The sequence below is a fragment of the Streptomyces sp. NPDC001717 genome (genome assembly GCF_042892775.1).
Taxonomy (GTDB): domain Bacteria; phylum Actinomycetota; class Actinomycetes; order Streptomycetales; family Streptomycetaceae; genus Streptomyces.
Genome location: NZ_JBIAUK010000026.1, coordinates 42,047 through 55,024, shown reverse-complemented (window position 1 = coordinate 55,024; position 12,978 = coordinate 42,047). Strand labels below are relative to the sequence as shown.

The following is a 12,978-nucleotide window of genomic DNA, read 5'->3' as shown; positions in this document are numbered from 1 at the left end:
ATGAGCCCCGCCAATCCCCGTCAGCGGCGCCGCGGCCTTCCCGCCGGCCCCGTCCGGACCGCCCGGCGCCTCGGTGAGGTCAGGCGCGCCCAACTCGTCACCACCTACGGCGTGGGCGCCATGATCGCGGTGGAGAACGAGTCCTTCCTCGTGCGGGGCATCGACTCCTGGGACGTTTCCGAGGCCCCGCTCATCAGCGAACCGCGACTGTCGCGCAAGCTCCGGGTCCATGCGTTCCGGCTGCCCCCGGCACCCGATCCCGACCGGGCGACCGACGGCGTGCGGGCCGTGCGGTTCCCGGTCATGTACTCGTGCCCCGAGTGTCGACTCCTGCAGCCCTTCCGCAAGTTCAACCCGCCCACCGGCAAAGCCGAGTGCTCCACCTGCCAGGAGAGCCTGGTGCCGTCCCGCTTCGTGATGGCCTGTACCCGCGGGCACCTGGAGGACTTCCCCTTCTGGAAGTGGGTGCACCGGGGCACCCGCAACACGGGAACGGGCACGTGCGGCGGCGAACTCACCTTCCACGCCGACGGATCGACGGCGTCACTGCGCGCCGTGCGGATCGCCTGCAGCTGCGGGGCCGACGAGGTCTCCATGGAAGGGGCCTTCCGACGCCGGGCCCTCAAGGAGCTCGGCATCCGCTGCGGCGGCCGCCGACCCTGGCTCAAGGACGCCCCGGCGGAAGGCTGCGACGAGGCACCGAGGACGCTCCAACGGGGCTCTTCCTCGGTGTGGTTCCCCGTCATGCACTCGGCCCTGTCGATCCCGCCGTGGAGCGAGGGGATCGACAGGATCACCGCACGCGTCTACGACAAGCTCAAGGACGAGGATCCCGCCTTCATCCGCCGCTACGTCGAGGTCGAGAACGTCCTCACGCACCATCCCCAGTACACGCCGGACGAAGTCGTCGCCTGCGTGCAGCGCCGGCGCGCGCAGGAGGCGGAGCAGGGCGACGACGCGGAGGGGGAGGACCCGGACGGTGAGGGCGACGCCCGTGCCGACTTGTACCGGGGCGAGTACGACAGCCTGTGCAAGCCGCACCCCGAGCGCGAGGACGCCGGTGACCAGGAGTTCGTTTGCGAGCCCCCCCTCGCCCCGATCGACGGGCTGCGCACGTCCCACGGCGTGGAGCAGGTGATGCTGCTCAAGCGGCTGCGCGAAGTCCGTGCCCTGCAGTCGTTTTGCCGGGTGGAGGAACCGAGCCCGGCCGACGACGACAACCGCCGCGCGACGATCTCCCTGGAGAAGCCCGACTGGCTGCCCGCGTTCGAGGTGAGCGGCGAAGGGGTGTTCCTGCGGCTGGACGACGAGCGCCTGCGGGCCTGGGAGGAGGACGCCGGCGTCGAAGCCCGTGCCCGAAGGATCCGGCGCAACCACGAGAGGCTGATGCGGGAGCGCATCGGCCCCTCGGGCAAGCCCGTGCCGACCTCCCAGGCCACGCCCCGCTTCGTGCTGCTGCACACGCTCGCGCACGTCCTGATCAACGAATGGAGCCTGGACGGCGGGTATCCGGCCGCAGCGCTCCGCGAGCGGCTGTACGCGCAGGAGGGCATGGCCGGCGTGCTCATCTACACCGCCACCAGCGACTCCGCCGGGAGCCTCGGCGGCATCGTGGCCCAGGGGAACCCCGACCGCCTCGACGCGACCCTGCGCGCGGCCATGCAGCGGGCACGCTGGTGCTCCAACGACCCCCTGTGCATGGAGTCCGAGGCGAGCGGCGCGGACGGCCTCAACCTGGCGGCCTGTCACGCGTGCGTGCTGCTCCCGGAGACGAGCTGCGAGAACAACAACATCCTGCTCGACCGGGCCGCTCTCATCGGCACGCCGGACCTGCGGGTGCCGGGCTTCTTCGGGGGGTGACGTTTTCCGGCCGGACGAGGCGAACGCCGGGTACGGTCATCGGATGATCGATTCCGGGGAGGGGACATGATCAAGGGGGACAACGCCTTCGTGCCGACCGTGCCGCTGCGGGTCGCCGTGCGGGGCGGACTGGACGCGCTGGCGCTGCTGGTGACGGAGCAGGGCAGGGCCAGGGGGGACGGGGACATCGTGTTCCACGGTGCGCCCGTCCATCCGTCGGGCGCGGTGCGGCTGCTCGGGGACGAGGCCGGCACGGCGTGGCTGGAGATCGCCCTGCCGGCGGTCGAGGAGGCGATCGGCCGGGTCGTCGTGGTCGGCTCGACGGAGCGCGGGGCGATGCGGGACGTGTACGGGGCGTCGGTGGAGGCGTTCGCACCGGACGGCACGTCGGTCGCGCGGTACGACGTGACCGATGCCGGCGGCGAGACGGCGATGGTGCTCGCCGAGCTGTACCGGCGGGCGGGGGGCTGGAAGTTCCGTGCGGTGGGCCAGGGGTACGTGAACGGCCTCGCCGGCCTGGTGACGGACCACGGCGTGGACGTCGCGGACGCGGAACAGACCCCGCAACCCGTCCACACCCCGCAGCCCGTCCACACCGCGCCGCCGGTCCACGCTCCGCCGTCGTTCCAGGCCCCGGGGCCGGTCCCGTTCCAAGTCCCGGCTCCGGTCGCGACCCAGGCCCCGGCTCCCGTGCCGCCCCAGGCTCCGTTCCAGGCTCCGGTCGCGTTCCAGGCCCCGGCTCCCGGTCAGGTCCCCGCTCCGCCCGTGGCTCCCGTACCGGCTCCCGTGCCGGCGACGGCGGTTCCGCGGTGGGTGTTCGGGGCCGGCTTCGAGCCGTACGCGCAGAGCGGTCGGGACAACGACGTGATCACGGTGAACGGGCTGCCGCCCGGGCCGGTCATCGTCGAACTCGCCGTCCGCGGCGACGGGTACACGGGTCTGTGGCCCCTCACCCGGTTCAACAAGGAGGGCGACAGCCTCGTCAACAGTTGCGAGGAGAACTTCCGGGGCCGGGTGCTCACCCTGGTCCCCGGGAACGGGCGGCTGCGGCTCCAGCTGAAGGCGGAAGGCCGCTGGCAGCTGCGGGTGCTGCCGCTGGCTGCGGCGTCGCTGCTGACGGAGGAGGAACTGGAGGGCGGCGGCCCCGACGTCCTGCTGCACACCGGCGGAACGGCGGACCTCGCCCTGCACTACCGAGGTGACGACAACCTCATCGTCAACCTCTACGAACTGGCGGAGCACGACGACCCCACCGAACTCCCGACGGACGACAACGCCGTCAACGAGATCGGCAAGCGGCGCGAGACCGTGCCCCTGCCCGAGGGTCCGGTCCTCGTGCAGCTGGAGATGGCCGACGGGCCGTGGCGGGCCCGGTTGAAGGGCCTGCAGCCCCACAGCGACCCCGCGGACGCCCACGGTGTCGCGAAGGTGACCGACATCCGTGCGGGTCGGGGGCGGTCCTGGTGGGGCAGGTCGTGAGCGACTGACGACCCGACAACCCGGATGTTTTGACCGGATATTCCGGATCCGGCGGCCCCCTGCGGCCACATGGTGGCCGCAGGGGGCCCGTCTTGGTGTCGGGGACGTCGCGGTTGGGTTCCGATCCGGTCTCTCACGGGTGGTGATCCGTCGCCGATAGCACGCTTTGGCCTCGGAGGACACCTATCTGTTTCCTCGTGGTGGCTGGTTATGATCGGCACCCTCACATCCCGCCACAGTCGGAGCGGTTGATTCCGGTTCGGCTGTCGGCTGCCCCTGCCGCCCCGTTCCCGAGGTCCGATGTCTGTCATAGAACCCGAAGGCGTACGCGGGCAGCCGACGGCCCGCCGACGCCGCCGGGTGCGCCTGCGCACCCTGCTCATCTGGCTGGCCGTGGTCCCCTCCGTGGCGATGGGCGCCCAAGTGGCGGTGACCGCGGAACGGTTGCTTTCGCAGGCGGAGCACCTGCGGGCCGATGTCGCGGCCTCGGAGCAGATCGGTGCCCCGCTGTACACGCTCATGGTCGACATGCAGGCCGAGCGGACCATGACCGCCTCCGTGTGGGCGGGCACCGCCGGGGCCGAGGAAGAGCTGCGGATCCGGCGGGAGGCCACCGACCGGGGCGCGGCCGAATTCCGCCGGGTGGCGTCCGGCACGAACGCCTCCTTCGAGGAGGTGGAGCAGAAGCTCGAAGGGCTGGCCGCCTTCCGTCTGCGCGCGGACGCCCGTACCGGCGCAGCCGACAGCACGCTCGCGTACTACACCGGGGTGATCGACTCGGTCATCCAGGCGTACCAGCGCGAGTTCAGCCACGCGGACGACGCCGAGATCGTCAAGGAGAGCCGGCCCGTGGTGGCGATGCTCACCGCGACCGAGATGGTGGCGCGCGAGGACACGATCCTGTCCCTCGCCGGGCCGTCCAGGCAGCTCGACTCCGCCGGGTTCGAGCAGTTCGTCAGCGCCATGGGCGCCCACCGGCACCTGTACGAGATCTGGGTCGTGCCCTATCTCCCCGAGGTCGACAAGCGGTTCTACGACCGCATCGTCGCCTCCTCGGACTGGCAGACGAAGATCCGCATCGAGAACGCGGTCCTCTCCAAGCACACGGACACCGGCTCCGGCATCAAGCTGCCCGCGGAAACCGCCCTCTGGCGCTCCGCGCACGAGAACTTCTCCGTGCAGATGGCCTCGCTCAACGTCGACCGCGCGAGGAAGGTGCTCACGCGCGGCGAGGCCAAGGCCGCGGAACTGGACACCGAGGTCGCCTGGCTCATCGGGGGGAGCTCCGGCGGGCTGCTGATCGTCGTGGTCGTCGTCGTGTTCACCACGCGATCGGTCCTGCGCCGTCTGCACGACCTGCACGACCGCACGGTGACCGTCGCCGAGGAAACCCTTCCCGAGGTCGTCGCCCGGCTCCAGCGCGGGCAGTCCGTCGACGCCGCCCTCCTGCCGACGGTGCGCGGGGACGGGGACGAGGTCGGCCGCATCAGCGACGCCTTCGCCCGCGCCGTCGCCGTGTCCGTCGACGGGCACAGGCAGCTCGCGGACGAGCGGCACGGTTTCGGCCTGTTCGCCACGGGCATCGCCTCGCGCACCGGGAACCTGGTCAGCCGCCAGCTGAGCCTCACCGAGGACCTCCAGGACACCTTCGGCCACGACGAAGCGCTGCTGGCCCAGCTGATGCGCGCCGACCAGCTGACGGTGGGCATGCGGCGGCAGATCGAGAACCTCCTCATCCTGGCGGGCGGCGAGGTTCCCGACCCGCACACCGAGCCCATGCGCATCGCCGACGTGCTGCGCGAAGCCGCCGCGGAGGTCGAGGACTTCCGTCGCATCGAGCGGCAGGCCCTGGACGAGACCAGCGTGGAACCCGGCGCGATCAGCCAGATCAGCCACCTGCTCGCCGAGCTGCTGGACAACGCCACCCGGTTCTCCCCGCCCCGGTCCAAGGTGGTCATCCGCGCGGAACTCGTCGCGGACGGGCTGTCGGTCGAGATCGAGGACCGCGGGCCGAGGGTGACGCCCGAGCGGTACGAGGAGATGAACGGGCGCCTGCACGAGGCCCCGCCGTACTCCGTCCTGGCGCAGAACGCGCACCGGCTCGGCCTCTTCGTGGTCGGCCACCTCGCCGACCAGCTCCGGGCGAGCGTCACCCTGCGCCGCTCGGTGTACGGAGGGACCTCCGCCGTGGTGATCCTCCCCGCGGCACTGCTGGTGGCCACCACCGCGGCGGAACCGCGGCGCGAGCCCGCGGCCAAGCCCGTACCCGCCCCCGCCCCCGAGCCCGTACCCGAGACCGTGCCCGCGGCCCCCGAGCCGGCCGCCGTCGCCCCGGCGCCGCGCCCGTCCGGGGAACGCCGGCCCGAGCCCGTCGTACGCACGGCCGCCGGGCTGCCGAGCCGTACGACGAAGGCGCACACGAAGGCGCCGGCGACGGCGGACACGAACGCGGACACCGAGGCGCCGGCACCCGTGACCGTGCCCGGTGCCCGACCCGCCCTCCCCGAGCGCGTTCCGCAGACGCACATCGCACAGCAGCTGCGCGAGCCCCGCGCCGCGGAAACGACGGTCCCGCAGGACGCGGCGACACCCGAAGAGGTGGCCGACGCCTGGGCGGACTACGAACACGGGACCCAGACAGTGGAAGAAGAGCTCCGACGGGATCGGCCATGACTACCTCATCCAATGACATGATCTACAGCGTCCTGGACAACAACCTGAACAGGATCGCCGGCATCCAGGGAGCGGTGCTCCTGTCCAACGACGGCATCAAGCTCAGCGCCTACCTGCTCGACGAGCCCCAGGCCGAGCGCATGGCGGCCGCGGCCTCCGGCGTCGCGGCGACGATGAAGGCGATATCCCGGGAGATCGAAGGGGGCCGCGTCATCCGCCAGCTCGTCGAGATGGACGACCGGTACCTCTGCATCGTCGGATGCGGCGACGGCAGCACGCTCATCGTGGTGACCAACCGCAAGGCGCGCCTCGGCGAGCTCGGCGGCGAGGCCGTACGGACCGCCCAGGCGCTCGGCGAATGGCTGGGCACGCCCGAGCGCGGCCAGGTGCCGACCGCGTAATGCCGCAGGACGAGCCCCAGCCGGCGAACCGCCGCCGGACCCGGCTGTACGCCCTCACCGACGGGCGTACGGCCGCCGCGCACACCGTCCTTACCATGGACACCACGATCACGGCGGCGGTGGCCGAGGCCGCCCGGGCCGGCCTGCCCAGCGAGTGGCAGGAGATCCTCGCCATGTGCACGGCGCCGGGTGGTCTGGCGGTCGCCGAGGTGGCGGCGCGCATGCACATGCGCCTCACCCCAATGACGCTGCTCCTCGGCGAACTCGCCGATCGCGGGCTGATCCACCACCGGCCGCCGCTGGCAGTGACCGAGACCACCGACGTCGACCTGCTCATGAGAATCAGGGACAGCCTTGCCCGGATATGACATGCCCGCCCCCCGGGAATCCGCCCCGGTCAAGATCCTCATCGCCGGTGGATTCGGAGTGGGCAAGACCACCTTGGTGGAGACGATCTCCGAGATCGAGCCGCTGCGCACGGAGGAACGGCTGACGGCCGCGGGCGTCGGCGTCGACGACCTCGACGGCATCGAGTCCAAGGCGGTCACCACCGTCGCCATGGACTTCGGCCGGATCACCCTCACCGACGCCGGAGTCGTCCTCTACCTGTTCGGCACACCCGGCCAGGAACGCTTCTGGTTCATGTGGGACGACCTGCTGGCCGGGGCGCTCGGAGCGATCGTGCTGGTCGACACGCGGCGCCTCGACCGCAGCTTCCCGGCCGTCGACTTCTTCGAGAGCCGCGGACTGCCCTTCGTGGTCGGCGCCAACTGCTTCCACGGCGAACAGCCCTACACCGCAGAGGAGATCGCGGCCGCCCTGCACCTGCGCGACCCCAAGACCCCCGTCCTCATGCTGGACGCCCGCTCCCGCACGGACGTCCGCGGGGCCCTGCTCGCCCTCCTCGACCTCCTCATCGCGGGCGCGCAGGCCCCGGTGGTCGCCGGCCGCTGACCCCGGCCGCGTAGTCGGCGAGCGTCCGGCGCGGGATCCAGCCCTGAGCGCGGGCCCGCGTCAGGTCCAGGACCACCGAGTGGGCGAGCTGGTCCACGGCGTAGCGGCTGAGGGCCGGTTCGGCGCTCGCCACCGCCTCCGCGAGCCGGGCCGCCGTACGGGCCACCCGGAGCGGGAGCCGGCGGATCCGCGCGTGGACGCCGTGCGCGCGCAGGACCTCCCGTACGGCCTCGTCGCGGGGGTACGGCTCGCCGTCGGCGATGTTGTACGCCCCGGACGGCCACGCGGCGGCCGCGAGGCAGGCGTCCGCCAGGTTCTCCACCGCCGTCAGGCTCAGCCTCACGTCCGGACCCGGAAGCAGCAGGGTGCCCGCCCGGACCCGGGAGAGCAGCCGGGGCAGCAGCTGCGTGTCCCCGGGGCCGTAGACGGCCCGGGGGCGCAGCGCCACCGCGCCCGCAGCCAGGGCGAGGGCCTCACCGGCCGCCTTGGTCCGGCCGTAGGCGTTGAGGTGGCCGGTGCGCGGATGGTCCTCGCCGACCAGGGTCCGGTCCGGGCGCGGGTCGTAGACGCTGGCGCTGCTCACCCACACCACGGGCCGTCCGGCCGCCGCCTGCAGCAGCCGCTCCGTGCCGTCCACGTTGACCGCCCGCATCAGCGCCTCGGCCGGGGATCCGGGAGCCGGATCCCCGACCGCCGCCGCACAGTGCACGATCACGTCCGCGCCCGTGAGGTCCGGGGCGCCCCGGGAGGCGTCCCAGAACCGGTGTTCCCCCAGCGGTCCCGGTCGGCGGCCGACGCACACCACCTCAGCGCCGCTCGCGGCGGCCGCCCGGGCGACGTGCCCGCCGCAGAAGCCGCTCGCCCCGGTGACCGCGATACGGATGCTCACGCGCCTGCCCTCACCTGCAGCGAACGCCACCCGGGCAGGGCGGCCCGCCGGTCCACCCGGGCCCGCGTCACCACGGGCCGGTGCGGAGCCAGCTCCTCCAGTACGTCGGCCAGTTGGGCGCGCGCCAGCCGGGCCCCGGGGCAGGCGTGCGGCCCGGCCCCGAACACCAGTTGCGCGGCTCCGGGCGCTGCGGGCCGGCGGGCGTCGGGGTCGCGGCGGTGGGCCTCGGCGGCGTGCCGGGCCACCAGCAGCAGCCGGTCGCCGCCGCGCACCGGGCACCCGCCGACGGCCCCGTCCGCCGCCGCCACCCTCGGCAGCAGCGGCGAGGCCGAGGTGACCCGCAGCAGCTCGCCGACCAGCACCGGCCGCAGCCGCTCGTCGGCGGCGTCCCCCCACAGCCCCGCGTCGGCGCACCAGGCCACGGCCCGGGGCAGCGCGGCGACGGTGGTGTTCACGGCGGCCACGGCCAGCATCGCCCGCAACGCCTCGTCGCCGGAGCCATGGCCGCAGCCGGAGCCGGTGTCGGATCCGGCGGTGGTGTCGGATCCGGTGGCGGGGCCCGGGCGCAGCAGGACGCGCAGCCGGTCCGCCGTCCGGACCGCGGCCGACGTCCCGCCGGGTCGGGGCGGGCCCGGCAGGTGGTCGCGTACGGAAGCCGCCGCGGCTTCGGCGGCGGCCACCGCCACGGCCCGGGGTTCGGACGGCGAACCCAGCAGGGCGCACACCACCGACCCCGACAGCTCCCGCGCCAGCTCGACGAGGTCCACCTCGCCGCCCCGCGCCAGCGGTGCGAGGCGGCGAACGAGCAACGGCCGCCACACCGCGCGCAGTTCCTCCACCCCGGCCGCGCCGAGGCCGACCGCGAGCCCGCGGCGCCCGTCCCGGTGGGCGCCGCCCTCCTGGTCGAACAGCACGCCGCCGGCCCCGCCGGCCCCGCAGGCCTCGCCGGTCAGGGCGGCCCGCGCGGCGCCGCCCGTCGTCCCGGCCGCCGTGCGGTCGAGCGGCAGTCGGGTCAGCGCCTCCCGGTAGGCGGCCGCGTCGTGCACGAGGAGGGTCCGCCCGAACCGGCGCACGGGCCGCCCGCGCGTGGCGGCGAGCAGGGCGAAGAGGATCGGGTGGGCGCGCAGGTAGACCCGGCGGTCCCGGCGCCGGGCCGCGGCCTGGGAAGGGCGGGTGCTCATCGGCCGTCCACCTCCGTGGAGTCGAGGGCCGGGAAGACGGGTCCCCGGAGCGGTCGCCCGGCGTTCGGCGCGGCCTTCGGCGCGGCCTTCGGCGCGGCCGCGCACCGGGCGCGGACCGGGGCGCAGGGGACGCGCCCGGTCTCGGGGCGGCGGTGCGTGACCGGTGGGGCAGCGGGCGCGGTCATGCCGCCACCCCCAGGCGCCGGGCCGCCAGCGCGGACGTCGCCGGCCGGTCCGGCTTGCGGGAGCGGCCCGACAGGGGGATCCGGGCGAAGACGAGCGCGTCCGGGCGGGCGGAGCCCATCCGCCGCACCGGCTCCGCCAGCGCCGCGCGCAGGGTCGCCTCGGCCGTGCCGGGCCGGGGCTGGACCACGGCCACCAGCCGCTCGTCGCCCTCGCCCGCCGGGACCCCGACGAGCACGGCCAGTTCCACCCCGGGCACGTGCAGGGAGGGTTCGTACAGACCCGGGTAGATGTTCTCGGCCCCGCGCAGCACCATGTCCTTGCTCCGTCCTTCGAGGACGATCCGGCCCGCGCCGTCCCGCCGCGCCCGGTCGCCCGTACGCACCCACGCGTCGGGCTCCTCCCCGAGGTAGCGGTGGCGGGCCGCGGCCCCGGAGAGCAGCAGCTGGCCGTCCGGATCCACCTCGGCCGTGACGCCGGGCAGCGGGGCGCCCACCAGGTCGCCGGAGCCCTCGAAGGCGGCCTTCTCCCGCGCCTCCACCGCCGCGGCGGGGAACAGTTCGGTGAGCGCGTACACCCCCCAGGCCTGCGCCGCGCCCGCCGAGCGCACCCGCTCCAGCAGCCCGGCGCCCGCGGGCGCGGAGCCCGTCCACACCCGGCCGCCGAAGCGGGCGCCCGCGGCCAGCGCGTCCCGCAACTGCGGCGGGGTCAGATAGGTGTGCTGGGGCCGCAGCCGGTGCAACTGCCGGGCCAGCACCCGGGGATCGCGGGCGGGCAGGGCGACGGGCGCGCCGTGCGTGAGGGAGGGCACGAGGACGAAGAACGTGCCGCCCAGCACGGGTATCCCGGGGGTCGCCTCGAAGAGGGAGGAGACCGTGGCCATTCCGGCGGCCAGGCTCGACCGCGTGTGCACCACCGCCCGGGGCGCGGACGTGGTGCCGGAGGTGAACACGATCACCGCGTCGCAGTCCCCGCCGGCATCGCGGCGCACGGGCACGCCCGCCCGCGGAGCCCCGCGCTCCAGTGCCTCCGCACACCCCGGCAGTCGGGGCCCCACCGTCGCGACCGGCCCCAGCGCGGCCAGCTCCGGCAGCGCCAGCCCCGCCCGTCGGGCCAGTGGCCTGGCCCAGCCCGCCACCGCCTGCGCGGCCGCGTCGGCGAGCACCAGCGCGGGCCGGGCGAGGGCGAGGCGGGCCCGCAGCACGTCGGGCCCCGCGCCGGGATCGAGGACGGCCCCGCGCAGCCCGAGCCGCCACAGCGCCAGCAGGACGGCCAGCGCCCGCGGTCCGGGCCGCACGGCAACGCCCACGGTGTCCCCGGCGCGCAGTCCTCGGGCGTGCAGGGCGGCGGCGAACGCGTCCGACAGCTCGGCGAGTTCGCCGCGGGTGGCGCGGACCCGGGGAGCACCCGTACGCGTGGCGGTGAGTACGGCGGGCGCCTCGGGGCGGGCGCGCAGCGCGTGGTCGAGTCGGTCGAGCATCAGCGGGGGTCCGTTCCGTGGCGGCCGCTGCCCTGGTCGAGGTACCAGCGGGCGGTGCCCGCGACCCCGTAGGCCCGCAGGCGGCGCGTCGAGTTCTCCACGACCATGGCCCGGCAGTGCGAGATCCGGTCGGTGTGGCGGCGTACGGCGTTGAGAAAGAGCCGGTCGGTGGGCGAGGGCCGCCGGGGCATGCCGCCGACCGCCAGGTACAGCTCGGAGGTGATCGCCATGTTGTTGCCGGCGTGCATCCGGTACGGGGCCTTGTAGCCCTTGCGGCGGGCGTGCTCCGGCCGCAGCCGTCCGAAGAGCGCCGCGAGGCGCACCAGCACCCCGAACCCGGCCCGGCCGAGCGGCCCGTGCTCGTCGCGCCGGGCCGTGATCCGCCCGCACACCAGCCCCGGGGAGTCCGTGAGCGCCGCCCGCGCGGCGCGCGTCCAGTCCGGCCGGGGCAGACAGTCGGCGTCCGTGCGGGCGAGCATCGTCGCGCCCCGGTCGATGGCGTGCCGGAAGCCGGTGTCCACGGCGGAGCCGACGCCCTTCTCCGGCTCCTCGATCACCTCCACCGGGAACGGCGCGCCCGCCGCGAACTCCCGCGCGATGGCCCCGGTGCCGTCCGCGGAGGCGTTGTCGACGACCAGCAGCGTGAAGGCGCGGTCCCGCTGCGCGGCCAGCGCCCCCAGGGTGTCCGCCAGCCGGGCCGCCTCGTCGTGCGCGGGCACCACCACCCACATGCGGCTCACGACTTCTCCCAGACCATCGTCATGATGCTGATGCCACCGCCCAGTCCGACGAACAACACCCTTTCGCCCGGCGTCAGTTCCCCGAAGACCCGGTCCAGCTGGACGCCGATGCTCGCGCTCGCGACATTGCCGAGCTCGGGCACGGTCACCACCAGCTTCCCGGCCGGCACCCCCGTGATCTCCGCGAACCGTTCCAGGTACGGCACGGTCACCTGGTGCACGAGCACCTTGGCGAACCCGTCCCAGCCCATGCCGTTGCGGTGCAGGGTCCGGTCGACGACGGCCGTGCCCACCTTCTCGAAGACGCCCCGCAGTTCGTGCCCGTCACCGCGGAAATAGGTGTACGAGTCCCCGCGCGGGTGCCGCGACCCGCCGCCCGGGATGCCCCCGACCTCCCAGTGCTCCGAGTGGGTCTCGGTGTCCACGTCGACGATCCCGCCCCGCTCCACCGCCTCCACGACCACCGCCGCGCCCGCGTCGCCGAAGGTGTAGCCGGCGAAGCACTCGCGGAACTCCGCGAGCGAGGCCGGGTCCCTGCGCACCGCACGGGACGGGGTCTCCCCGGTCACCACCAGCGCGCGCCGCGCCCGCCCCGCCAGGACCATCGACCGGGCCAGGTCGATCCCGCCCACGAAGCTGTTGCACGCGTTGGTGACGTCGAGGACGTGCGCCCGCGAACCGAGCTCCGCCTGCACGATGTGCGCGGTGGCCGGCTCGACCGGGTCCCGGGAGGCCGAGGCGAAGAGCAGCAGGTCCACGTCGAGCGCGTCGAGCCCGGCGGAGGCCAGCGCCCGGCGGGCCGCGCCCACCGCGAGGGTGGAGGCGTACACCCCGTCTCCCGCGACCCGGCGGGAGAGGATCCCGGTGGCCTGAGTCAGCAGCCTCGGCGGGAGCGTCAGGCCGGAGCGCAGCGCCACCTCCCGCTGGAGGTCGTCGGAGGACACCGCGTCCTCGGGCAACAGGCAGGCCACGGCGGTTATCCCGGCACGCGACGGCGGTTCGCACGGCTGAATGAACATGGCCCCACGATGACAACCCGCCTTCCTCCGGGCCTGAGTACGGATGCTCAGGTCGACCGGCGTTCCCGCACGGCCCGCCTGAGTACATAAGGTGAGGCGACGAGAACGACGGGGGAGGA

Annotated in this window: 12 protein-coding genes; 6 read left to right on the top strand and 6 right to left on the bottom strand. The window is 74.4% G+C overall.

Going from position 1 to position 12,978, the window contains the following annotated elements; genetic code table 11:
- The 6 genes from drmB (at position 1) to ACFYZL_RS30750 (ending at position 7,367) form a co-directional block, all read left to right on the top strand.
- Positions 1 to 1,860 carry a DrmB family protein gene (gene drmB / locus ACFYZL_RS30775; RefSeq protein WP_388683488.1) on the top strand — a complete coding sequence of 620 codons (1,860 nt, stop codon included), beginning with the start codon at positions 1 to 3 and terminating at the stop codon, positions 1,858 to 1,860.
- Between the two features lie 66 nt (positions 1,861 to 1,926).
- Positions 1,927 to 3,339 (top strand): TerD family protein, encoded by a 1,413-nt coding sequence (locus ACFYZL_RS30770; RefSeq protein ID WP_388683486.1) that lies wholly within the window; start codon positions 1,927 to 1,929, stop codon positions 3,337 to 3,339.
- 300 nt (positions 3,340 to 3,639) lie between these two features.
- Positions 3,640 to 6,012 carry a nitrate- and nitrite sensing domain-containing protein gene (locus tag ACFYZL_RS30765; protein ID WP_388683483.1) on the top strand — a complete coding sequence of 791 codons (2,373 nt, stop codon included), beginning with the start codon at positions 3,640 to 3,642 and terminating at the stop codon, positions 6,010 to 6,012.
- Positions 6,009 to 6,413: a roadblock/LC7 domain-containing protein gene (locus ACFYZL_RS30760; protein WP_384755040.1), complete on the top strand. Its 405-nt coding sequence runs from the start codon at positions 6,009 to 6,011 to the stop codon at positions 6,411 to 6,413. Before ACFYZL_RS30765 ends, ACFYZL_RS30760 begins: the two co-directional genes overlap by 4 nt.
- Positions 6,413 to 6,781 carry a DUF742 domain-containing protein gene (locus tag ACFYZL_RS30755; RefSeq protein WP_388683481.1) on the top strand — a complete coding sequence of 123 codons (369 nt, stop codon included), beginning with the start codon at positions 6,413 to 6,415 and terminating at the stop codon, positions 6,779 to 6,781. Before ACFYZL_RS30760 ends, ACFYZL_RS30755 begins: the two co-directional genes overlap by 1 nt.
- Before the next feature lies 1 nt (position 6,782).
- Positions 6,783 to 7,367 (top strand): ATP/GTP-binding protein, encoded by a 585-nt coding sequence (locus tag ACFYZL_RS30750; RefSeq protein WP_384755034.1) that lies wholly within the window; start codon positions 6,783 to 6,785, stop codon positions 7,365 to 7,367.
- Here the strand turns inward: ACFYZL_RS30750 and ACFYZL_RS30745 are convergent.
- From ACFYZL_RS30745 to ACFYZL_RS30720, 6 genes are read right to left on the bottom strand one after another with little or no spacing between them, the layout of a single operon-like run.
- Positions 7,327 to 8,256 carry an NAD-dependent epimerase/dehydratase family protein gene (locus ACFYZL_RS30745; protein ID WP_384755031.1) on the bottom strand — a complete coding sequence of 310 codons (930 nt, stop codon included), beginning with the start codon at positions 8,254 to 8,256 and terminating at the stop codon, positions 7,327 to 7,329. The genes ACFYZL_RS30750 and ACFYZL_RS30745 overlap by 41 nt on opposite strands.
- Positions 8,253 to 9,437, bottom strand: coding sequence for a cytochrome P450 (locus ACFYZL_RS30740; RefSeq protein ID WP_388683479.1), 1,185 nt, complete (start codon positions 9,435 to 9,437; stop codon positions 8,253 to 8,255). Before ACFYZL_RS30740 ends, ACFYZL_RS30745 begins: the two co-directional genes overlap by 4 nt.
- Complete coding sequence (locus ACFYZL_RS30735) at positions 9,434 to 9,622, bottom strand: hypothetical protein (RefSeq protein ID WP_384755024.1); 189 nt, start codon at positions 9,620 to 9,622, stop codon at positions 9,434 to 9,436. Before ACFYZL_RS30735 ends, ACFYZL_RS30740 begins: the two co-directional genes overlap by 4 nt.
- On the bottom strand, positions 9,619 to 11,100 hold the full coding sequence (locus ACFYZL_RS30730; protein ID WP_384755021.1) for a class I adenylate-forming enzyme family protein: 1,482 nt from the start codon (positions 11,098 to 11,100) through the stop codon (positions 9,619 to 9,621). Before ACFYZL_RS30730 ends, ACFYZL_RS30735 begins: the two co-directional genes overlap by 4 nt.
- On the bottom strand, positions 11,100 to 11,831 hold the full coding sequence (locus ACFYZL_RS30725) for a glycosyltransferase (RefSeq protein ID WP_384755043.1): 732 nt from the start codon (positions 11,829 to 11,831) through the stop codon (positions 11,100 to 11,102). The genes ACFYZL_RS30730 and ACFYZL_RS30725 overlap by 1 nt, the downstream gene beginning before the upstream one ends.
- 5 nt (positions 11,832 to 11,836) lie before the next feature.
- A complete protein-coding gene (locus tag ACFYZL_RS30720) occupies positions 11,837 to 12,859 on the bottom strand; it encodes a 3-oxoacyl-ACP synthase III family protein (protein ID WP_388683476.1) in 1,023 nt (340 codons plus the stop codon).
- Positions 12,860 to 12,978: the final 119 nt, after the last annotated feature.

Bases quoted from the DNA above. Each gene is read 5' to 3' on its own strand.
- drmB (WP_388683488.1), top strand. From the start codon at position 1: ATGAGCCCCGCCAATCCCCGTCAGCGGCGCCGCGGCCTTCCCGCCGGC.
- ACFYZL_RS30770 (WP_388683486.1), top strand. From the start codon at position 1,927: ATGATCAAGGGGGACAACGCCTTCGTGCCGACCGTGCCGCTGCGGGTC.
- ACFYZL_RS30765 (WP_388683483.1), top strand. From the start codon at position 3,640: ATGTCTGTCATAGAACCCGAAGGCGTACGCGGGCAGCCGACGGCCCGC.
- ACFYZL_RS30760 (WP_384755040.1), top strand. From the start codon at position 6,009: ATGACTACCTCATCCAATGACATGATCTACAGCGTCCTGGACAACAAC.
- ACFYZL_RS30755 (WP_388683481.1), top strand. From the start codon at position 6,413: ATGCCGCAGGACGAGCCCCAGCCGGCGAACCGCCGCCGGACCCGGCTG.
- ACFYZL_RS30750 (WP_384755034.1), top strand. From the start codon at position 6,783: ATGCCCGCCCCCCGGGAATCCGCCCCGGTCAAGATCCTCATCGCCGGT.
- ACFYZL_RS30740 (WP_388683479.1), bottom strand. From the start codon at position 9,437: ATGAGCACCCGCCCTTCCCAGGCCGCGGCCCGGCGCCGGGACCGCCGG.
- ACFYZL_RS30735 (WP_384755024.1), bottom strand. From the start codon at position 9,622: ATGACCGCGCCCGCTGCCCCACCGGTCACGCACCGCCGCCCCGAGACC.
- ACFYZL_RS30730 (WP_384755021.1), bottom strand. From the start codon at position 11,100: ATGCTCGACCGACTCGACCACGCGCTGCGCGCCCGCCCCGAGGCGCCC.
- ACFYZL_RS30725 (WP_384755043.1), bottom strand. From the start codon at position 11,831: ATGTGGGTGGTGGTGCCCGCGCACGACGAGGCGGCCCGGCTGGCGGAC.
- ACFYZL_RS30720 (WP_388683476.1), bottom strand. From the start codon at position 12,859: ATGTTCATTCAGCCGTGCGAACCGCCGTCGCGTGCCGGGATAACCGCC.